The 20,107-nt window shown below is 42.5% G+C and carries 18 protein-coding genes; 10 read left to right on the top strand and 8 right to left on the bottom strand.

The annotated features are described in order from the left end of the window. Positions 1–30: 30 nt before the first annotated feature. Positions 31–666, top strand: coding sequence for a peptide-methionine (S)-S-oxide reductase MsrA (gene msrA, locus Q4549_RS07290; RefSeq protein ID WP_303551074.1), 636 nt, complete (start codon positions 31–33; stop codon positions 664–666). Positions 667–734: 68 nt separating this feature from the next. Here msrA and Q4549_RS07285 read toward each other — a convergent pair whose 3' ends face one another. From Q4549_RS07285 to miaE, 4 genes are all read right to left on the bottom strand, one after another. After that, positions 735–977, bottom strand: coding sequence for a DUF6482 family protein (locus tag Q4549_RS07285; protein ID WP_303551075.1), 243 nt, complete (start codon positions 975–977; stop codon positions 735–737). A 125-nt stretch (positions 978–1,102) separates the two neighbouring features. Next, positions 1,103–1,330, bottom strand: a complete 228-nt coding sequence (locus Q4549_RS07280) for a hypothetical protein (RefSeq protein WP_137674717.1) — start codon at positions 1,328–1,330, stop codon at positions 1,103–1,105. 301 nt (positions 1,331–1,631) lie between these two features. Then, positions 1,632–2,204, bottom strand: a complete 573-nt coding sequence (locus Q4549_RS07275) for an LON peptidase substrate-binding domain-containing protein (RefSeq protein WP_303551077.1) — start codon at positions 2,202–2,204, stop codon at positions 1,632–1,634. An 84-nt stretch (positions 2,205–2,288) separates the two neighbouring features. After that, the gene (gene miaE, locus Q4549_RS07270) at positions 2,289–3,227 is read right to left on the bottom strand and encodes a tRNA-(ms[2]io[6]A)-hydroxylase (RefSeq protein ID WP_303551078.1); all 939 of its coding nucleotides are present in this window, start codon (positions 3,225–3,227) and stop codon (positions 2,289–2,291) included. A 114-nt stretch (positions 3,228–3,341) separates the two neighbouring features. Between miaE and Q4549_RS07265 the strand changes: the two genes are divergently transcribed. After that, entirely contained in the window at positions 3,342–3,524 is a 183-nt protein-coding gene (locus Q4549_RS07265; protein WP_303515632.1) for a hypothetical protein, read from the top strand. On the opposite strand, the gene Q4549_RS07260 is transcribed toward Q4549_RS07265, so the two are convergent. After that, on the bottom strand, positions 3,508–4,428 hold the full coding sequence (locus tag Q4549_RS07260) for a J domain-containing protein (protein WP_303551080.1): 921 nt from the start codon (positions 4,426–4,428) through the stop codon (positions 3,508–3,510). The genes Q4549_RS07265 and Q4549_RS07260 overlap by 17 nt on opposite strands. A 141-nt stretch (positions 4,429–4,569) precedes the next feature. On the opposite strand from Q4549_RS07260, the gene Q4549_RS07255 reads away from it, so the two are divergent. Together Q4549_RS07255 and Q4549_RS07250 are read left to right on the top strand one after the other, a co-directional pair. Beyond that, entirely contained in the window at positions 4,570–5,727 is a 1,158-nt protein-coding gene (locus Q4549_RS07255) for a cupin domain-containing protein (RefSeq protein ID WP_303551083.1), read from the top strand. Positions 5,728–6,038: 311 nt separating this feature from the next. Next, positions 6,039–7,145: a phosphoribosylaminoimidazolesuccinocarboxamide synthase gene (locus tag Q4549_RS07250; RefSeq protein ID WP_303551085.1), complete on the top strand. Its 1,107-nt coding sequence runs from the start codon at positions 6,039–6,041 to the stop codon at positions 7,143–7,145. A gap of 70 nt (positions 7,146–7,215) precedes the next feature. On the opposite strand, the gene Q4549_RS07245 is transcribed toward Q4549_RS07250, so the two are convergent. Next, a complete protein-coding gene (locus tag Q4549_RS07245) occupies positions 7,216–10,107 on the bottom strand; it encodes a hypothetical protein (RefSeq protein WP_303551087.1) in 2,892 nt (963 codons plus the stop codon). Between the two features lie 54 nt (positions 10,108–10,161). Beyond that, entirely contained in the window at positions 10,162–11,391 is a 1,230-nt protein-coding gene (locus tag Q4549_RS07240) for a phosphatase PAP2 family protein (protein ID WP_303551090.1), read from the bottom strand. A gap of 197 nt (positions 11,392–11,588) precedes the next feature. On the opposite strand from Q4549_RS07240, the gene recR reads away from it, so the two are divergent. The 6 genes from recR to hemH all read left to right on the top strand — a co-directional run bounded on the left by recR (position 11,589) and on the right by hemH (position 19,554). Next, positions 11,589–12,191: a recombination mediator RecR gene (gene recR, locus Q4549_RS07235; protein ID WP_303551093.1), complete on the top strand. Its 603-nt coding sequence runs from the start codon at positions 11,589–11,591 to the stop codon at positions 12,189–12,191. Positions 12,192–12,348: 157 nt separating this feature from the next. Continuing rightward, complete coding sequence (gene htpG, locus Q4549_RS07230; RefSeq protein ID WP_303551096.1) at positions 12,349–14,259, top strand: molecular chaperone HtpG; 1,911 nt, start codon at positions 12,349–12,351, stop codon at positions 14,257–14,259. Between the two features lie 190 nt (positions 14,260–14,449). Further along, a complete protein-coding gene (locus tag Q4549_RS07225; protein ID WP_303551099.1) occupies positions 14,450–15,622 on the top strand; it encodes an extracellular solute-binding protein in 1,173 nt (390 codons plus the stop codon). Continuing rightward, the gene (locus tag Q4549_RS07220; RefSeq protein ID WP_303551101.1) at positions 15,619–17,739 is read left to right on the top strand and encodes a GGDEF domain-containing protein; all 2,121 of its coding nucleotides are present in this window, start codon (positions 15,619–15,621) and stop codon (positions 17,737–17,739) included. Before Q4549_RS07225 ends, Q4549_RS07220 begins: the two co-directional genes overlap by 4 nt. An 88-nt stretch (positions 17,740–17,827) precedes the next feature. Then, positions 17,828–18,472 (top strand): adenylate kinase, encoded by a 645-nt coding sequence (gene adk / locus Q4549_RS07215; RefSeq protein ID WP_303515610.1) that lies wholly within the window; start codon positions 17,828–17,830, stop codon positions 18,470–18,472. A 95-nt stretch (positions 18,473–18,567) separates the two neighbouring features. Continuing rightward, positions 18,568–19,554, top strand: a complete 987-nt coding sequence (gene hemH, locus Q4549_RS07210; protein ID WP_303515607.1) for a ferrochelatase — start codon at positions 18,568–18,570, stop codon at positions 19,552–19,554. A gap of 63 nt (positions 19,555–19,617) precedes the next feature. On the opposite strand, the gene Q4549_RS07205 is transcribed toward hemH, so the two are convergent. Further along, complete coding sequence (locus tag Q4549_RS07205) at positions 19,618–19,980, bottom strand: DUF2750 domain-containing protein (RefSeq protein WP_303515604.1); 363 nt, start codon at positions 19,978–19,980, stop codon at positions 19,618–19,620. Positions 19,981–20,107 lie beyond the last annotated feature (127 nt).

The following is a 20,107-nucleotide window of genomic DNA, read 5'->3' as shown; positions in this document are numbered from 1 at the left end:
GCCTTTATCGAGATTAATGGAGTTGTATCGATGAGCAAAACGGACATGGTAAGTGAGCAAGACGCATTAGTGGGTCGCGATACTGCGATTATTCTTGATGGCGTTCATGCGGTAAACGGCAGTAACTATTTGCAAGCGGCAGCCGGCTTAACAACCGCTTACTTTGGATTAGGCTGCTTTTGGGGCGCAGAGCGTTTGTTTTGGCAGCAAAATGGTGTGGTATCTACAGCGGTAGGATATGCAGGTGGTTACACCGTTAATCCTAGTTACGAGGAAGTGTGCACCGGCCTTACCGGTCACACCGAAGTGGTAAAAGTGGTATACGACCCAAGTGTTATTAGTTATCAGCAGTTGTTAGCGTGCTTTTTTGAGCAGCATGATCCTACTCAAGGAATGCGTCAAGGCGGCGATGTTGGTACTCAATACCGCTCAATGATTTTTGCGAGTAATAGTGAGCAAGCCAGTCTTGCTCAGCAGGCTCAACAGGCCTACCAGAAAGCCTTGCAAGGCGAAGGGTTAGCGCGAGCGATTAGCACAGAGATAGTTGATTTTGAGGTGTTTTACTATGCCGAACTTAATCATCAGCAGTACTTACATAAAAATCCTAACGGCTATTGCGGACTAGGTGGCTTAGGTGTTTGTTTACCGCCTTGGTTACAAGACTAACTAGCCTTTAAAGTAAAAAAGCAGCCTAAGGGCTGCTTTTTTGTTGGTTTACCTTTAACTAAACCGGTTTAATGCTTTGACCAATCGAGTTCAATTTTCATTTCTGAATGACTGCTAGGTAATCCGCACATCTCGTCGTACGCCGAATGGTGTATTAACCACACTTTATCTGGATGCTGTTGCTGGTAGTGCTGCTTAACGCTTGAAAGGCTGTTAAATCGTTTTGGATGGCTCTTGTTCTGAGCAGGGTTAAGGTTCTGCTCGCAAACTAGGTAAATATCGCCTTCGTGAGAATTAATAACGAGTTCCATTTTGTTTCCTAACCGTGATTGCACTTAATAGTGAATACGTAGTAAAGATCAAAATAGATGAGTGGGTGGGACAATAAAGGAAGAGAGAACTGGGGGAGGGTAAATCCACCCCCAAGATTTCTAAGCTAGCGGCGTAACTTTAAGATACTAATTGGGCAGCTTATGCCTAATTTTTCAGCGGCTTGCTTAAAACCGGCCTCTAAATTCTCAAAACTCAAGTTTGAGGTAAATTCCATGCATAACATGTCTCGCTCTTTTTCGATGTTCCATAATACGGCTTCATCAGAAGTGGCGGTTTGGATCAGCGGTAGTGCTTGTGTTATTGCTGCGCTTATTTTTGCTTTATATCTCATGAATCACCTTTAAGAAAGTCAGGGTCGCAGATCACTCACTTTCAAACTACTAGATATTTAATGTTCCAAGGGTATTAGGGCAGTAGTGCAATTGGACGCCGCTGTACGGCATTTAACTACTGCTCCTTAATCATCATCCATGACAAAGCCATCTTAAAGCACTTTTGATTACAAGACTGTGTAAAAGTTCGCAAAATACGATAAATATGACTTTTTTGAGTTAAATATAAGTTTTTAGTGCTGAAATTTGACATTAAACTTAGCGATTAATTGGTCAAGATGTAATCGCTATATATTTCAGTTACCTAGCATCTATTGTTATTTCAGACACTAGTTGATGTACTAAGTTATCTAGGGTATTAAAGTCGTCTTCGTTTAAAATTTGGTTCTTTGCATTGCTCGAAAACGGCAGTAATTCTAACCAACGAGATACCACCCAACTTTCGTCGTCGTAGGCAAAAAAATCGGGGTGTTGTTCGTACAAGCTGTGTTGCACTAAAACTTGCTGTAATTTCTCACTGAGATCATCTTCAATAGGATTTGCTTGCTCGAGTGACCAAGCAGGTTTTTTTTTTGTTAGTGCACTATAGAGTTTGTCATCGGCTTGATTAGTATCGCTGAGTTCGACACGCTCTAAGCCTCTAATTGTTATGCCTAACATGCCATCCTCAAGCTGCTCAAAATCTTCAATTATGCAATGCACACCTATGTTGAATTGAGGGAAGTCTTCATTACTGGGTTGGCATAGCACAAAGCCTTTGGCTTCTTCACTGGCGATGGACACCAGACGTAAATAACGAGGCTCAAAAATTCTTAGCTGGCTTAAGCCACCAGGCAGTACCAGTAGATCTAATGGAAACAAGGGTAATCGCATAGGTCACCTTATCTTAATCAAACTATGTACTTAACTACGTGAGTAAATCGGTAGTTGATCAATGTTGATGGTGCTTTATCAATATTAGCTGATAGGAATGCCGCTGTGAAAGCGAAAAGTAGGATCTGTTTGTTGTATAAACTCAGCCTCTGCTTGGCCAATTTGCTGTATGCGAGGTTCTAGTTGCTCTTGCGGGAGAATACTGGCGGCTAAACTTAGGTAATCTTGATAATGTCTGGCTTCTGAGCGAAGCAAGGATTGATAAAACTTACCTATGTCTTGGGGTAAGTGGGGCGCTAACAAGGCGAAGCGCTCACATGAACGGGCTTCTATATATGCACCAACGATAAGTTTATCGGCTAATGCTTGTGGCTCAAAGTGGCGTACTTGGCGAATTAAGGCTTTTGCGTAACCGCCCGCACTGATGTTTTTATAAGACACTTGGTGGCTGTTCATTATTGCGCAGACTTGTTCGAAATGATGTAACTCTTCTCTAATCAGTAGCCGCATTTTGTCTATCAATTGAGCTTGAAAAGCGCTTAAGCCCGCGTTTACCTCGCGCTGGCTATCTCGGTTAAGCGCTGAATATTGGTTTGCCATGCTGCGGTTGTTAAGGTTTAGCTCTTGGCTCAATTGCTCTACTAATAAAGGTAGTATGTAGCACCTCGTCATTATGTTTAGTGTGGCGTGTGCTAAATCTTGTTGTTCTTTACTCGCTTGCCGAATGCCTTGAGGAAAAAACCATTGCTTAAAACCTTCAACAGACCATTTTCCTGCTCTAAATATTAGGTACTCGTAGGGCGCGAGTAGGTTTTTTAGCTCTTGCTGTAACTCGGGCGCGCTATTTGTTACGTATTTACTGATCAGTTTGCTAGCAGTAGCAGCTGCTTTCCATTCAGCATTTGCATGGTCGGCAAGCAGTAAACTGAGGTTCTCGGGTTTACGAGCTTGCTCTATCCAAGCTTGAGGAGTTGAGCAAAATAAGAACTGGTTGATCGGTGCGAGTAGAGAGCTATATGGCATAGTGGTAAAAAAGAGTCCGTTTTCTGTCACTTCGCGCAGTTTCACCCATTTGGAGGCTTGTTTTCAAGTACTTGATGCGTACACTTAACGCTTCTTAAAAGATGAGATGGTGTTATGGAACACATTAGCCAACAGTTTGACCAACTGCTAGCCCCACTAGAACAGTTAAGTAGTTTATGTAGAAAACTACCTTGCGGCGAAAAGAAAAACGCCTTAGAAAAGCAAATCGCGTTAATTAAAGAACAAAATGAACAAGCTAAATTAGAGGCTTATCAGTTAATCAAGAATCCGGTTTAACCTCTTCACTGCTTGGTTGTTCGGTATCTTCCTCAATAAATACTGCTTCATCGTCCTGAGAGCTAACATTTAGGCTCGTTGCTTGGTCTAAGGCAAACTCGGGGTCTTTGTCTAAAACATTGTCTAATGCCTGCTCTTCAATGGGTTCTTGCTCAATTCCTTGCTCTGTTTGTTCTGTCTGTAGTTCATTAAGCAACGCTTCAAATGTGTTTACTGCAATGAGGGGAGGCGCGGGAACTAAGGCAATATTCTGTTGAAGTAAAAACTGTTGCTGCTGAACATTCAGTTGTTCAGTATTGCTATTAAGCAGCAATCCTTGAATCACCTCTAAACTAGTGGCTAAATCAGACTCTAAGTATTGCTGCCTAGCGCTGGTTAAACGCAGTTTTTGTTTTAGCTCCCAAGTTTTATACCCTTGTTCGGGGTTGAGCGAATTGGGGACTGGCAACACTGGTGCTGGCGTTATGATTGATGGTGCAGGTTGTTGGTTAATCAATGCGTTTAGCTTTTTCTCACTTTGGTACCAATTAGATGCCAAAATCATAATCGCGATCAGCAACACACTGGTTGCTGCAGGAAATACTACTTTTTGTAATTGTTTGGTTTCTTTTTGCTGAGCTTTTTTAGCGACGGCTACACTGAGCTTTTGAATATAAAATTGCTGCTGGTGGATGGTTTTCTTTAGCGCTAAAACTTGTTTGTTACTGCTATCCAGTGGTTGATTTATTACTAGAGAGCCTTCTCCAATCATGAGTTTTTGATAGCTATTTTTAATCATCACCATCAACTCAGCAGAGCCGCCTTTATCGGGGTGGCAGCGTGAGGCAAGTTGTTTGTAACGAGATTTTATTTGTTCTTCTGTAGCATCTTCATGAAGATCAAAAAGCTTAAAATGCGTAGTCATGGTGCGTGTAACTTTCCCTGTATTTCTGTGAATAAGCATACAAACTTTTAATGCTTTTGTCTTAATTAATCACCGTTAAGCAATGCAAACTTTGTTGCCTTTATCGGGTACAATCGTGCTGCTTAACAAGAGGTAAAGTGCATGCAATATCAAGTCGCGTTTAATATTGAAGATTTTATGGCCAATTATTGGCAGCAACAGCCATGTTTACTTAAACAAGGAATGCAGGCATTTATTGATCCATTAACTGCTGAAGAATTGGCTGGATTGGCAATGGAGCCTGAAATTCAGTCGCGCTTGGTAACCTCTAGGGGCCAGCAGTGGCAAGCTGAATTAGGCCCTTTTGAAAACTTTGATCTGCTCGGTGATTCTCACAGCTCTTTGTTAGTGCAGGGGGTTGACCATTGGCACCCAGAGGTGGCGAAACTGGCTGAGGCATTTCAGTTTATTCCTAACTGGCGTTTTGATGATGTAATGGTGTCTTATTCGACGCCGGAAGGCGGGGTGGGACCGCATATCGACCAGTATTGCGTTTTTATTATTCAAGGCGAGGGCAAGCGCCATTGGCGGGTGGGTAAAAAGCAAATGCTTAAAGAGTTTGCTCCTCATGCCAAACTTAAACACTGTGAAGCTTTTGACGCTGAGATTGATGTCATTCTAGAGCCTGGTGACGTACTTTATATTCCACCAGGTTGCCCACATGAAGGTTACGCAGTCGAACCGGCCATTAATTACTCCATTGGTTTTAGAGCGCCTAATGCTAAAGATTTATTGTCAGGATTTGCTGATTATCTATTACGCCATGACTTAAGCTCTAAGCGTTTTGCTGACCCGAAACGCTCTGCGACTCAAGAGTTTGGGCGGATCGCTGAAAACGATAGCTTAGCGTTAAATAAGTTAATGCTAGGATTGCTTAATTCGCCAGAAGCCACAGCGCAGTTTTTGGGTGAGCACCTAAGCGAAAACGCCCATAGCTCAGATCTTGTGGCACTGAGCGGTAGCGAAGATGAACTAAGTTACTCAGAATTACATGCCTGCATGGAACAAGGCATTGCTTTAACTCGCTGTGCAGGTATTAAGGCGCTTTATCTGGATGTAACGCCTTATCAAATATTTGTTGATGGCCAAGCTTATGCAATACCTAATTGTTCGTGGGCATTAGCTAAAACGATGTGTGATAAGTCGGTTGTGGATAGTTATTCTTTGCGTGCCTTTGATGAAGATAGTAAACAACTCGATTGGCTTATCGATTTAGTTAATGCGGGTTACTGGTATTTTGATGGGCAATGCGACGAGTAATTTGCAAACAGTTATAACGCAAACAAGGTAGGAACAAACTGGCAGCAAGAGCGCTGCTGCCGTTTAAGTTTCCGTTTTTTCGCTGTTACACGTGTATTCGCCAATGCAAAAAGCTTTAAACATTCCTTGGTTTCTGAAACCAATGGGTCGAAAAGCTATTGCAGTAAGGAATTGCTGTATGAACGGGGGAATGGCTAGCAGTTGTGATACTTTCTGGTAAAATCCCTCAGCAAATGAATGTTCCCCGTTAAATCAGCATGTAAGCAATCATAATTTGCTGATTTTTCGCTTTAAATATAGGACTGTTTACCATGAGTCTTGCTGATAAAGTATTAGCAGTGAATAACGATTTACCCATTCGCACCGACAGCCCAGTACACAGCGGTAAAGTACGCTCCGTATATTGGCTAACCGAAGCCGACAGCAAACGACTCATTAAAGAAAAAGGCTACAACGTAGCGGCTGATACACCATTAGCCATTATGGTGATAAGCGATCGTATCTCTGCATTTGACTGCATTTGGCATGGTGAAGACGGCCTAAAAGGCGTTCCCGGTAAAGGCGCTGCCTTGAATGCGATATCTAATCACTGGTTTAAGCTGTTCAAAGAGCAGGGCTTAGCCGATAGCCACATTTTGGACATTCCTCATCCTTTCGTATGGATTGTACAAAAAGCCCGTCCGGTAATGATTGAAGCCATTTGTCGCCAATACATTACGGGTTCTATGTGGCGAGCTTACGATAAGGGCGAACGTAACTTTTGTGGTATTGATTTACCAGAAGGGTTAAAGCGTGACCAAAAGCTGCCTGAGTTGCTCATTACTCCTTCTACTAAAGGCATCCTAAAAGATATTCCTGGTGTACCTGAAGCTGATGATGTGAACGTAACTCGCAACAATATTGAAGATAACTTTGCGGCCTTCAAGTTTACCTCGGCCTCTGATATCGACGTATACGAGAATCTATTAAAGCAAGGTTTCGATGTTATTAGCCAAGCGTTAAGTGATATAGACCAAGTGTTTGTTGATACTAAATTTGAGTTTGGTTATGTCACCGATGCGCAGGGTAACGATAAGCTAATCTACATGGATGAAGTGGGTACACCTGATTCATCGCGCATTTGGGATGGCCCGCAGTACCGCCAAGGTAAAGTGGTTGAAAACTCGAAAGAAGATTTCCGCCAAACCTTGCTTAGCTACTTCCCTGATCCAGATATTTTGTTAAACAAAAATCGTATGCCTGAACGTGAAGCATTGGCTCGTGATAACAACTTGCCGGTAGAAGTGCTGATGAAAATCTCTAGCACCTATATTGGTATTGCTGAGAAGATCACTGGCTCAAAAATTGTTATGGGTGATAACCCTAAACAAGAGGTGGTGGATATTCTCCGTCGAGACTATGACTTAATCGCCGACTAAATAAAAAAGAACAAGGCAAATATGCCTTGTTCTTTTCTGCTCTACTTAACGAAATTTCCGTAAGTTCACGCTAACTGACTAAACTGCTTAAGGCATCTTTAACCGCTAATTCATTTTGTTGAATACAGGCCTGGTTTAGCTCATTCAAGCTTTTCTCAAGTGGTGCCAAAGAAAACTTCCCAGCGTCGTGCGCAATATGGTTTATATGTTGTTGTACTTCAGGCCAGCGCTGTTCTCCAACGTAGCCATTGATTAGACTCGCTCTATTTTTGGTTTCAATAGTAAATACCCGATACAACTCATTTAAGTAGCTTTCTTTGAAACTATGTTGAGCCAAGCTAGCACCCGTTTTATTGGTCAAAGTAGCGCAATCTGTGCCCTTTAGGTCATTGGAATTTAGCTCACTCAATGATTTGATCAGGCTTAAGTAATTAAACTCAGAAAGCTGGTGAGTATGTAATAACTGCTCATCATCGCAGATTGATTCAAAGCCCTGACCAAATTGTTGATCGAGTTGAATTGCATTTACTAACTGTTGCTGAGTGAGAGGGCTAACTAAGGGGTAGTAACTTACGCCTTGAAGTTGCTCTACTAATAGTGCTGAATTTGACTCTGTATCTGTTACTACTAATAAAGAAGGGCGCTGACTGCGCTGTTTAACTTGCTGAATACGTTTTGGGTTAAGGTCTTCAGCCTTAATCAGCAAGTAGTCCACTTGGTCCAAGTTTTTTATCTGGTTATAGGCTTCTTGCCATACTCGGTGTTGCCAATTAAATTGCTGTTGGCTTGTTTTAAGCTCTTGAAAGTCATGTTTGGACTGACTAAATGAGGCTATGCTTAAGTCTGTTCTAGTCGTCTGTAGTTCTAGATCTTCAGCTTTAATAATTGCTTGAGCTATATCGCTAAGATTCTGCTGTTCTTCGCTTTCTTCTTCCAACGATAATGTGGCCATTAAGTAGCTATTTGCTTTTGCCCTAAGGCAAGTTAGATGAGAGTGGTTTGTTTGTTGTATCTGAGAATCATCTTCAAGTAGTTGCAGAGTTTTTATTTGGTTAAGGTTTAGCTCATCAAGCTCTGTTGGCAACTGATCATCTGTGCTGATGTATACCACCTCGCGGCTATCATCTAGCTGACTATATTGCGCTTGCTCTATTACTTCTGCGCCTAGCAGTTGTAATTGTAGGCTAAGACAACGCTGAACAAACGGATCAGGCAAGGCGACGATGCACTGGGTTGTTTGAGGCTTGTCTTGAGCTGAAAACAATACTTTGTCGTTTAAGGGCGCAAAATCAAAGGTTAAACTCAAGGTATCTTGGTTTTGTTGTTGCCTAGCATTAACTTGCTTGGTTAGTGCAGCGCTGCAGCCAATGATTGATTGTTGTAATTCGCTTAAAGCCGGCGCGTTCTCACTATCAATGCTAAACACCAATTGCTCTTGTTCAGTGGTAAGCTGAAACAGCACCTGTGAGCCCTCTGGGTACAAAGACACTAAATACAACTGAAGATGTAAAATGGCACTTAAATGTTCGCTGTTGACGAAATACTGCTGTTTTACTTCAGGGCTCACCACTAACGACCAACTCAAGCTTTTTGACCTGTACAAAGGGCTGAAGGTGAGTAAATGACTTTCTAACTCGGCTAATATAGACCTAGCTTGAAGGGCAATATCAGCTTTATGCGCTTGTTCCCAAGGTAAGCACTTCATAAGAGTACTTAAGCGAAGTTGTGCGTCTAACGCTTGGTAATTAATCGTGTGTGAAAATGCTAATTGGCTAGCATTGTTTAACTGATTTAAGGCTTCTATACAGCCTGCTTTTAACGGTGTGTAGAGTGAAGCAAGTTGTAATTGTTCAATGCGTTGCTCACGTTTTTGCTTACTCGCCAGGTCGCTTTTATGCTCAAGGATCGGACTCAGACTAACTAAATAAAGACTGTCTTCATTAAAAGGTAAGGCTACGTGGGTTGCCGCATAGGCTTGTTGATTCTGCTTGCTTGTTGCCAGCATACAGAAGCTCTCGGGGAAGGATACTAGTAGCTCCATAAAATCAGCAGGCTCATGATCCTGATTGTTTACCGTATGAAAATATTTATTTAGGTTTATTTTAACCAGTTTATTTTTATCTACTCCTAAAAATGCCAAGCCTATCGGACTAGATTCAATGATGTGATTATGCTCATCAACAATGAAGGTGGCATTGTCAGCATGTTCAAGCAAGGCTTGTTTTAAACTGTTCGCTCGACTAGATAACTCGACCAGTTGCTTTAACTTGGTTTTATCTTTTTCGTGTTTAGACTTAGTACGAGTGAGCTCTTTCTGTAGTTTAGTATTGGCCATTTCTAAGGCAGTTTTAGAGCTAGTGACTAAGGGCTTTTGCTCCCCCATACTGGGCTCTTTTTGGATTTTGGTATCATTTTTTGAAGGGATTTTGTGCTTATTTAACAGGCTACTAGCGATAAGGCTTAAGGCAAGCTGTATTAAAAGTATCGCAATTATTAAATTGATAAGTGCTAAGCGATGAGGGTAAAGCCAATAGTAAACATTGCTGGGAGTGGCAAACTCTATTTCTACCCAAGCTACAGGGTTTATTTGGCTGGCCGGCCGTTGTTGGTTATCAACTTGTGCGGCCAATTTATTGGTTTTCTGGGCGTCTGATTGGCTTGATTTACGCGCTTCACCTGCCTCTGCCATTAATTGCTTAGAACTTTGATCAGTCACTTTTACGTAGTTAATGCTTGGTGATTTAAGGAGTTGCTGAGCTAAGTCGGTAAGGATGCTTTTGTTTTGAGTATTCACCGCTCGGCGCGCGCTTATTTCAAATAAGCTGAGGGCGGTGTTAACTTCTGCTTCAATTGCTGCGGTGTGTTGCTTATAAAGAAAAGGTAAGCTAATTGCTACTAAGCTGGCAATAACGATGATGCTTAATAAGTTAAACAGTAATGTAGATTTCAAACGCGTTCTCACGGGCATCCTTGCTAGCTAAAGCTCAAAATTTGGGCGCTTAATGCGCCCGAGTCATTAAAATGCGTAACCTAGTCGTAAATAAATGCTGTCAAACTCAACCTTTCTAAAGGTTTTAGCATTGTCCTGGTCGCGCTTATAGTAATTGTAACCACCGCCAATGTCCCAACGTTGGTTAAAGGCATAATTTACACTTAAGTCAGAAGATACAACTTCACCGTCTCCATTATTGCCGTACTCACCGGCCAAGGCTAGGTTTACGCTTGGGGTAAAGTGGTAACCGACAGTGGCGTTGACTAAAGGATAAAATAGCCATTCTTCTTCGCCAGAAAGCTCGCTAGAAAAGCTAGAGTCTGGATAAAGTGATGCTTGGGCATATTGCACTAATAAGCCTAAACCTGCTTTGGCGATCCACTGTTTGTCTAGTTGTAGGTCATATTGCCAGTTTACCGCGTTATCCCACACTTGGTATTGGGCATAAACATCAGTGCTACCTTCTACTTTACCTTGGTCACGAGCTTCGTAAGGTTGAGTCTGGTAGCTAAAGCTATGTTGGTCGCTAGCAAACCAGGTCCAGCGCGCTGCGGCGGTGGTTATTGTATCCTCTTGGCCAAATTCAATATTTTTGTCGTTGGCAAAACTACCGATATCATTTGATTTTAAGCGGGTAGGGCCAAGTAAAAAATCGAATTTGAATTGCGGATCAAAAGTAGTTGCCGGCTTTTTAGAGCGTGTCCCCCCTTCAAAAAAGCCATTAGACAGAGATATTTTTAAACCTTTCGCGTCGCCGTCAACCATGGGGCTTACGCGAATGTCTTCATCAATAGGGTTAACGAAAAATAGGTTACTTAAGGTGGCGATACTGGCTCCGGCGACCACGTCATCCCAATAGTGTTTGTCGCCATGTACTCGGCTCCAACCTGTGTAAGCCGCCAAGGCATAAGCAGGAACGCCCCATGCAGAGCCATAACGTGTTTGAAAAAATGACGCGCCGCTGAATGCTGCTGCGGTGTGCCCTGAAGGGAAGGAGTTATTAGTGGTGAAGTTAGGTCTGCGTTTATCTACCGCAAATTTGATACCGTGGGTAAATACCATGGTCGTCGCAAAAGACTTAGTAAGCTGAAGGCTACCGGCATAATCTTCTTTCACTAAACTCACTGCTAAACCGCCTAATGGCAGCAATATTTGAGTGTAATCACCAATTTGGACATAGGTTTCTTCGGCCATAGAGTTGGCACTGAGTGTTGCGAGCACGGTGGCTGCAACTAGGCTTGTTTTCAGCTTCATTGTTCTTCCTTGTTTTATTTGGTGATTAATCCGTAATCACCAATACTGCTTTACACATTTTATAATACGCAGGCTACCGCTGTTAGGCTAGTAAACAGCTTAACTAAATATCGCATAAATATTTGCTGAGTTAAGATGAATTTTGTAAATCACACTGTTACATTAGCCTCGCTTAAATAGAGTTTAGTGGAAGTTTAATGAAATATAGCCCTAGTATTGACCAACTGATTAAATCGCTACAGGTTTTACCTGGGGTAGGCCCCCGCAGTGCGCAACGTATGGCGTTTCACTTGTTAGAAAGAAAACGTCGAGATGGTTTGCAATTAGCCGAGCATCTCACGAAGGCGATGGACGCTGTTGGTCACTGTGAGGTGTGCCGAAATTTTGCAGAAGAAGACTTATGCCCAATTTGCCAATCGCCAAAGCGTACCAGCAAAGGGGGGATTTGTGTGGTTGAAACGCCAGCCGATGTTGCCGCAATTGAACAAACCGCGCAGTTTTTTGGTAGTTACTTTGTGCTTATGGGCCATCTATCGCCATTAGACGGCATTGGCCCCAGTGAACTGCATTTAGATAAGCTAGAACGGCGTTTAGCTAATGAAGATGTTTCAGAATTGATACTTGCAACCAACCCAACTGTAGAAGGTGAGGCGACTGCTTATTACATCGCCGATATGGCAAAGCGCTATAAAGTAAAAGTATCGCGCATTGCCCATGGAGTGCCGCTTGGTGGTGAATTAGATAGTGTGGATGGAACAACGTTGTCTCACTCGCTCATTGGGCGTCAGCAATTCGACTAAATGGTTGGTTAACACTAAACACAAAGCTCACTAATCTTAGTGAGCTTTTTTATTTGTGGTAGATAATTTTTTTTAGTGCATTGCTTGAAATCAAAATTGCTTACCCCCATATCGTTTATCAACTAAAGAAGTATGTTTAAAGCAAGGATATAACTCGATGACTGATGCAGCTCATGCAGAAACACATGGCTTTCAAACTGAAGTAAAACAATTACTGCAGTTGATGATTCACTCACTTTATTCTAATAAAGAAATTTTCCTTCGTGAGTTGGTGTCTAACGCCGCCGATGCCGCAGATAAACTGCGTTTCAGAGCATTAGAAGATAACACGTTGTTTGAAAACGACGGTGATTTACGTGTTCGTGTTAGTTTTGACCAAGATGCTAAAACGATTACCTTGTCTGATAACGGCATTGGTATGACACGCGATGACGTGATTGAGCATTTGGGTACGATTGCTAAATCAGGTACTAAAGAATTCTTTGGCCAGTTAAGCGGCGATAGCGCGAAAGACTCACAACTGATTGGTCAATTTGGTGTAGGTTTCTATTCAGCCTTTATTGTTGCCGATAAAGTGACAGTAGAAACACGCGCAGCTGGCGCAGAAGCAAGCCAAGGTGTGCGTTGGGAAAGTGCTGGTGAGGGTGACTACACCGTTGCCGACATTACTAAAGAAGGTCGCGGCACAGACATTATTCTGCACCTGCGCGAAGACGAGCAAGAGTTTCTAGATAGCTGGAAAGTTCGTTCAATTATCACTAAGTACTCTGATCACATCTCTATTCCTGTTCAAATGTGGAAAGATGAAACCCCAGAGTCTGAAGGCCCTGAAGGCGAAAAAGTTGAAGCTATCCCTGGTGAATGGGAAGCGATTAACAAAGCGACTGCTTTATGGACTCGTGGTAAAAACGATATCTCTAAAGAAGAGTACAACGAGTTTTACAAGCATATCTCTCACGACTTTGCCGATCCACTAAGCTGGGCGCACAATAAGGTTGAAGGCAAGCAAGATTACACCAGCTTGTTGTACATCCCGAGCAAAGCCCCATTTGATATGTGGAACCGCGAGCGCCAGCACGGCCTTAAGCTTTATGTACAACGTGTATTCATTATGGATGACGCTGACGAGTTTATGCCGGGTTACATGCGTTTCGTTAAGGGTGTGTTAGATTCAAACGATTTACCGCTTAACGTTTCTCGCGAAATTCTACAAGACACCAAAACCACTGCTAATTTACGTAGTGCATGTACCAAACGTGTACTAACAATGCTTGAGCGCATGGCGAAAAATGATGCTGAGAAGTACCAATCATTCTGGGCTGAGTTTGGCCAAGTATTGAAAGAAGGTCCAGCAGAAGACATGGCGAATAAAGACCAAATCGCCAAGCTATTGCGCTTTGCCTCTACTAACAGTGATAGCGCCGAACAGAATGTTTCATTCGCTGATTACATCGAGCGCATGAAAGAAGGCCAAGACAAGATTTACTACGTAACGGCCGATGGTTACGCCGCTGCAGCAAACAGCCCGCACCTAGAAATCTTCAAGCGTAAAGGCATTGAAGTTTTGCTTATGCACGACCGTGTAGATGAGTGGTTGATTAGCCACTTGCCAGAAGCAGAAGGTAAAACGCTAGTATCTGTGACTAAAGGTGACTTGGACTTAGGCGACTTAGATGATGAAGAAACTAAGAAGCAAAAAGAGCAAGACGAAAGCGAATACGCAAGCTTTGTTACCCGTGTTAAAGAAAGCTTAGGCGACAAGGTTAAAGATGTACGTTTAACTTACCGTTTAACCGACACGCCTTCGTGTATTGTGGTAGATGACAACGACATGAGTACCCAAATGCAGAAGTTGATGCAAGCGGTGGGTCAAGATGTTCCTGAGCAAAAGTACATTTTTGAGCTGAACCCGCAGCATGCTTTAGTTAAGCGCGTAGCAGACGAGCAAGATGAAGAGAAGTTTGCCGAGTGGGCTAATGTATTGTTTGATCAAGCAACCTTGGCAGAGCGCGGTAGCCTAGAAAACCCTTCAGAGTTTATTAAGCGTATTAACCAACTATTAGACTAAACGCTAATATAGGGTAAAAAGGCAGCACTACGTGCTGCCTTTTTTGTATTTTAAGTCGCTGATTGATGAATGATTATACAAACTAGTAAACTGATCCGAGCACTTGTCAGTGAGGGCAGCGTGTAAGCTCACAGTTAAAGCGATAATTCATTGCTACACTAAAAAAAATAAAAAACATTAGGTAGCTAACATGCGCACATGGTTACTTGTTTTGGGCTTTACGTGTTTTGCCGTTCTAGCCGATACAAAGGTGTCATTGTGGAATGCACATAACCCATCTCAATATCTCGATAACGCGATAGCTGAGTTTGAAAAACAAAGCGGCGCTACCGTTGAGAAAAACAATTTTCTTTCAGAGCGTTTACGCGAAGAAGTGCTTAATCAAGCGCGTACTAATACCTTGCCGGATATTCTGTATGTACCCAGTGATTTTGTGGGCATGCATGATCTTATTTCATTGGCTCCAGTACCTGAAGACTGGATTATTCCGCAGCTTGAACAACGGGTATTAGCTGCTGGGTATACGGATGGTGAGCAATACGGTATTCCTTTGTTTCAAGGCAATCACTTAGTACTTTATTACAATAAAGATTTGGTGAAACAACCAGTGAAAAGCTGGGCTGAGTTATTAGAGCAGCAAACACTGCTGAGTGCCGATGGGCGTGATGCTATTGTTTGGAATTATCGAGAAATGTATTGGTTCATTCCTTTCCTAACCGCCTATCAAGGTTGGTTAATGGAGGACGGTAACATCACTCTCGATACGCCTGAAATGCAAAAGGCATTAAGCTATTACAAGCAGCTGAAAGATATAGGTCTCGTTGATTCAAGTTGTAATCATGATTGTAGCGTTGAACGTTTTAAAAATGGAGACGCAGCTTACATGATTAATGGTGATTGGATATACAAAGAACTCAAGCAAAGCGTCGGCGATAAGCTTGGCGTGAGTGTATTACCTAGCATAGCGGGTAAACCCATGTTGCCAATGTTTTCTGGTTACGTTTTGGCTTTTCCTCGTTTGGCGGAAACAGACACTAATTATGAACAGATAAAACAATTTAGTTTGTTTATGCAGCAATCCACATCGCAAGATATTATTTATGAACAAGGTGGCTTAATTCCTGCCAATCTGGATGTGCTTGAGCAAAAGATAAATAGTGATACCGAGAACGACCAGCAAATGCTGCAACAAATGGCAGAAACCAAGGCTATGCCCGGTGATGCTGAAATGACAATTGTATGGTTGGCTATGGAACGCGGGTTTAATCGCTTTATTGACCATAGTTATTCGGTCGAGCAAGCCACCAAATTTATGCAAAATGTTGCCGATAAAGAAGTTCGTAAACGCGGAAGCAAAAAATGACCATTAGGCTTCGGTCTATCACCTTTATATTGTTAATCTTTGTTGCCATTATTCCGGTAACCGTACTGTCGTTTACGCTCTATAAGCAAATGTATAGTTTTGTTTATAAGTCGGTAGACAGTCGTTTGGTGGCATCTGCTAATCAAATTACCGCGGAGTTGTCGCACAGCAACGAGATTTTAACTAATGGCTTACGCTTGTTGTCTGAACAAGACAGCATAGTGAAAGGCATTGATGATCTGCTGTTTTCAATTCACCTGCCGGACGTACTCGCTAATTTTGTATTGGATACACCGTTGATTGAATCACTGTATTTGGTGGAAGCTGATGGATATGTGATTGAGTCCTATGGCGGAAATATTCTTGCGTTAGAGCAATCTAATATTCTTCACAATCGTTTCGAGTCACCCTTCAAAATCAAAGATATCGACTCAAAAAGCAAAGTTTACCTAATCGACAATTATTCATTGGTAAACAAAGGCGGGCGTCACCATAGTTTGGTTCATGTGGTGCCAATTTACTCCGACAAAGCCATCGACCATATACATGTGAGAGGTTATCTGATTGCTGTTGTGCCTATTTATAAACTGGGCTCAACGGTAGAGAAAGAGCTACAAGCTGACGAAAGCCTAGCGGTGTTTTACCGTGAAGAGCAGCTAGAAGGTAACTTGATTGGCGATGATGAGTACGATGTTACGCATTCAAGCAGATTGATTATTAGTGGGCGCAATTACCAAAACTCTGTATGGCTTAAAATTAAAGTTGGCCAGCGCTTAGACAGCTTAACTCATCAAGTAAAAGAGGCCATGGCACCCGGTATGGCAACCAGCGTAGTAGTGATTGTGGCGATTATTCTCGTTGTAATGCTATTTGCCCACTTGGTCGCCAAAGCCTTTGGACAATTGTACGCGCTGATCCGCGACTTTGAAAAAGGCCGAGAAGCCGACTGGGTTGCCGACGGAAAAGTGACAATTCGTGAATTTGCCGATGTTGCTAATTTACTCGCTGAAATGAAATCGACAATTGGTGAACAGCTTCGTACGGTAAACCAAAAGAACGAAGAACTGGCCAAAGTAGACAAACTGCGGGCAGGCTACTTAGAAGAAGTTCAAACACTTAACAGCCAATTAGAGTTTAAGGTGGAAGAGCGCACAAGGGATTTAGAAGAATCCATGGATAACCTGGCTCAAAGTAACTTCTTCTTCCAACAATTGGTGCAATTTAGACGAGTGCTTGAAGCCAGTGTTGGTAATCGGCAAATATCTCGAGATGCATTGCGTATCCTCGCGATGTGTTTTCCCAATATGGGTTTGATAATCCATTTGCCTAAATCGCGCGGCCATCGCACAGTTTATGAAAGTTTGTCGCTAGAGATTGATAGTTTTGAGGTATTGCAAAACCGCGTATCAGAAAAATCTCGGCAACGTTGGGATCGCTTTAGCATTGAGTTTAAGCAGCAACTGGTGAATGTTTTTGGTATTCGTTGTGGCGGTGGTGAAATGGGTTGGCTATTGGTTAATGAACCAAAACTTAGTGAAGAGTACAGCAATCGTATTTTGTTGTTTATTACTGAGCTGAGCGCATTTTTGGAAAACCGTACCCTGAATGAAGAGTTAGATCATGTTGCCAGAACCGATTCGTTAACTGGGATCCGCAATCGCCAAGCCTTTGACGAGCTTCAATTTACCTTGGAAACCCAATTAGATGCCGAAGTGGGATTGTTCATTATTGATGTAAATGGCCTTAAACAAATGAATGATGAAAAAGGCCATGAAAAAGGTGACCAATTGATTATCTCGGTCGCTAAAGTTATGGCGGAGTGTTGCCAAGGTATCACCTCTGACTTTTACCGCATTGGTGGTGACGAGTTTGCCATTGTGTTGGTAGGAGAGCAGTTGGTTAATGCTGAATTGTTAGAGCAAACCTTGCAAAACAAACAAAATAACCAGGTAGGGATCGACTTAAATAGCTTTGGTGGAGAGCCTCTAGTGAGTTTCTCTTTGGGTTATGCCTCAACCGGTGATGTTGATTTTAGCGGCTTATATAAACTGGCTGACCAAAACATGTACAGCAATAAACAACGCTACTACGCGCAGCTTCGTCAAACTCAACTTTAGTCGAGCTTCCCTTGTAGTATTGGCCCCATCAGTGTAAATTCACGTCTCTTGTAAAAGCACTAAAAACTAGACCAAGGAACAGCAAATTATGCGCATTATTCTTTTAGGCGCTCCAGGTGCGGGTAAAGGTACCCAAGCACAGTTTATTATGGAGCGTTATGGCATCCCTCAAATTTCTACTGGTGACATGCTTCGTGCAGCTGTAAAAGCTGGCACCGCATTAGGCATCAAAGCAAAAGAAGTAATGGATGCAGGACAACTGGTCTCAGATGAGTTGATCATTGGTTTAGTAAAAGAACGTATTCTTGAAGACGATTGCGCCAAAGGCTTTTTGCTAGATGGCTTCCCTCGTACTATTCCACAAGCAGACGCAATGAAAGAAGCCAGCATTAACATTGATGCTGTTTTGGAATTTGACGTAGCCGATGAAGAAATCGTAAAACGCATGAGTGGCCGTCGTGTTCACCCAGGTAGTGGCCGTGTTTACCACATTGTATACAACCCACCTAAGGTTGAAGGTAAAGACGACGTTAGCGGCGAAGACTTAGTTATTCGCCCTGATGATGAAGAAAGCATCGTTCGTGACCGTTTAGCTATTTATCATGAGCAAACTAAACCACTAGTAAGCTACTACGGTAAAGAAGCTGAACAGGGCAATAGCAAATACTTTAAACTTGACGGAACTCAGTCAGTTGAAGCTATCAGCAATCAATTAATTGAATTGCTTGATTAATTGCTCATCGTGATAAGAAAAAAGCGGCTTTTGCCGCTTTTTTTTATGCCTAAAAATGCCGTACACTGTGTCATCTATATATAGGGAATAGTTGAATGCCGCAAAACGACAGCGAATTAAAATGTGCCGTAATTATGGTAAACCTAGGTACCCCAGACGAAGCTACGCCAAACGCCGTTGCTAAATTCTTAGGTCGATTTTTATCAGATAAACGCGTGGTTAATCTGCCCAGAATACTCTGGTTGCCCTTGTTGTATTGTGTCATCTTGCCACTGCGTTCACGCAGAGTTGCTAAGCTGTATCAGCAAATTTGGCTAAAAAATGGCTCCCCGCTAAAAGTCATTAGCGAGCAAATTCATCAAAAAGTGTCAGCCAAACTTCGTGGCAAGGTTGAAGTGTACCTAGCCATGACGTACAGCTCACCTGATATCCAGGAGGCTGTTAATGAGGTGCTAAAGGCTGGCCATCAAAAAGTATTGTTGTTGCCTATGTACCCGCAATATTCGGTTTCTACTACTGCCCCAGTATTTGATGCTTACGCAAAAAGTCTAAAGAATACCTATAACTTGCCCGAGTTACGTATGGTGAAAGAGTATTATGCTGAGCCCGCTTACATTGAAGCATTAGCCAATTCAATTAAGCAACATTGGGAGCTCACAGCGCGCGGCGAGGTATTACTGTTTTCATTCCATGGCATTCCCGAACGTTATGCTAGAAATGGCGACCCTTATCCACAACAATGTGAAGATACCGCGGCTAAAGTGGCAGGCTTGTTGGGATTAAAACAAAACCAATGGCGTTTATGTTACCAGTCGCGCTTTGGTAAAGATCCTTGGGTGAAACCTTACACCGATCAGCTGCTTCATCAATTAGCTGAGCAAGGGGTTAAATCGGTAGATGTTATTTCGCCTGCTTTTTCAGCAGACTGCTTAGAAACCATTGAAGAAGTGTCTTGTGAGTTACGTGATGAGTTTTTAGAGGCGGGTGGTGAACAGTATCACTATATATCTGCGTTGAACGATAACCCTGAGCAAGTAGAGTTATATTGTCAACTCATCGAGAAACATACTCAGGGTTGGTAAATCGTTAACGATTGATAAAATAAAGCCTCGCAATAGTTGAACACTATACGAGGCTTTTTCGTTTTAACGCCCTTTTCCTAGCGCGTCTTCAAATTCGTAAGGCGACAATATTAGCCCTTCCTCTAGCTCGTTCGGGAATACAGCCACGTATAGTTCGTCACCGGTTAACCCTTCTGTCCATCGGCTTCGCCACTTGTTCAGTGAAATAGCTTCTGCTTTACAGTGTGCCCAATCTCCAGTGGCCCAGTCTTCGGCAAATTCTTTACTTGGCCAAACAGGAACACAGTCTTCGTCTTCAGAGTTGAGCATAACGCAGCCGTCATCATCAATTAAGATCCACAGCTGATTCTGTGCTTTGCTTTCTTTAATCAAGTATTGCAGGCGTGATTGACTGTCAGACTTAGCGACAGAGTTTGCATCAGACATAAATCGTCCTCGGTTGCGGTGATTTATGATTAGAATAATCCAAATAACGCTAGGCGTCATATAAAAGGGCTAAGCGCTTGGTTGAGTGCTTAATATTCAAACGAGAAATGACTTAGTCGCTACACTT

It is taken from the genome of Agarivorans sp. 2_MG-2023 (genome assembly GCF_030548085.1).
Lineage (GTDB): Bacteria > Pseudomonadota > Gammaproteobacteria > Enterobacterales > Celerinatantimonadaceae > Agarivorans.
The sequence above is the reverse complement of the archived record's forward strand: the minus strand, read 5'-3'. Positions and strand labels throughout refer to the sequence as shown.

Bases quoted from the DNA above. Each gene is read 5' to 3' on its own strand.
- Q4549_RS07240 (WP_303551090.1), bottom strand. From the start codon at position 11,391: ATGAAGCTGAAAACAAGCCTAGTTGCAGCCACCGTGCTCGCAACACTC.
- Q4549_RS07225 (WP_303551099.1), top strand. From the start codon at position 14,450: ATGCGCACATGGTTACTTGTTTTGGGCTTTACGTGTTTTGCCGTTCTA.
- miaE (WP_303551078.1), bottom strand. From the start codon at position 3,227: ATGCCATATAGCTCTCTACTCGCACCGATCAACCAGTTCTTATTTTGC.
- adk (WP_303515610.1), top strand. From the start codon at position 17,828: ATGCGCATTATTCTTTTAGGCGCTCCAGGTGCGGGTAAAGGTACCCAA.
- Q4549_RS07285 (WP_303551075.1), bottom strand. From the start codon at position 977: ATGGAACTCGTTATTAATTCTCACGAAGGCGATATTTACCTAGTTTGC.
- Q4549_RS07250 (WP_303551085.1), top strand. From the start codon at position 6,039: ATGAGTCTTGCTGATAAAGTATTAGCAGTGAATAACGATTTACCCATT.
- Q4549_RS07255 (WP_303551083.1), top strand. From the start codon at position 4,570: ATGCAATATCAAGTCGCGTTTAATATTGAAGATTTTATGGCCAATTAT.
- htpG (WP_303551096.1), top strand. From the start codon at position 12,349: ATGACTGATGCAGCTCATGCAGAAACACATGGCTTTCAAACTGAAGTA.
- hemH (WP_303515607.1), top strand. From the start codon at position 18,568: ATGCCGCAAAACGACAGCGAATTAAAATGTGCCGTAATTATGGTAAAC.
- recR (WP_303551093.1), top strand. From the start codon at position 11,589: ATGAAATATAGCCCTAGTATTGACCAACTGATTAAATCGCTACAGGTT.
- Q4549_RS07220 (WP_303551101.1), top strand. From the start codon at position 15,619: ATGACCATTAGGCTTCGGTCTATCACCTTTATATTGTTAATCTTTGTT.
- Q4549_RS07275 (WP_303551077.1), bottom strand. From the start codon at position 2,204: ATGCGATTACCCTTGTTTCCATTAGATCTACTGGTACTGCCTGGTGGC.
- msrA (WP_303551074.1), top strand. From the start codon at position 31: ATGAGCAAAACGGACATGGTAAGTGAGCAAGACGCATTAGTGGGTCGC.
- Q4549_RS07205 (WP_303515604.1), bottom strand. From the start codon at position 19,980: ATGTCTGATGCAAACTCTGTCGCTAAGTCTGACAGTCAATCACGCCTG.
- Q4549_RS07280 (WP_137674717.1), bottom strand. From the start codon at position 1,330: ATGAGATATAAAGCAAAAATAAGCGCAGCAATAACACAAGCACTACCG.
- Q4549_RS07260 (WP_303551080.1), bottom strand. From the start codon at position 4,428: ATGACTACGCATTTTAAGCTTTTTGATCTTCATGAAGATGCTACAGAA.
- Q4549_RS07265 (WP_303515632.1), top strand. From the start codon at position 3,342: ATGGAACACATTAGCCAACAGTTTGACCAACTGCTAGCCCCACTAGAA.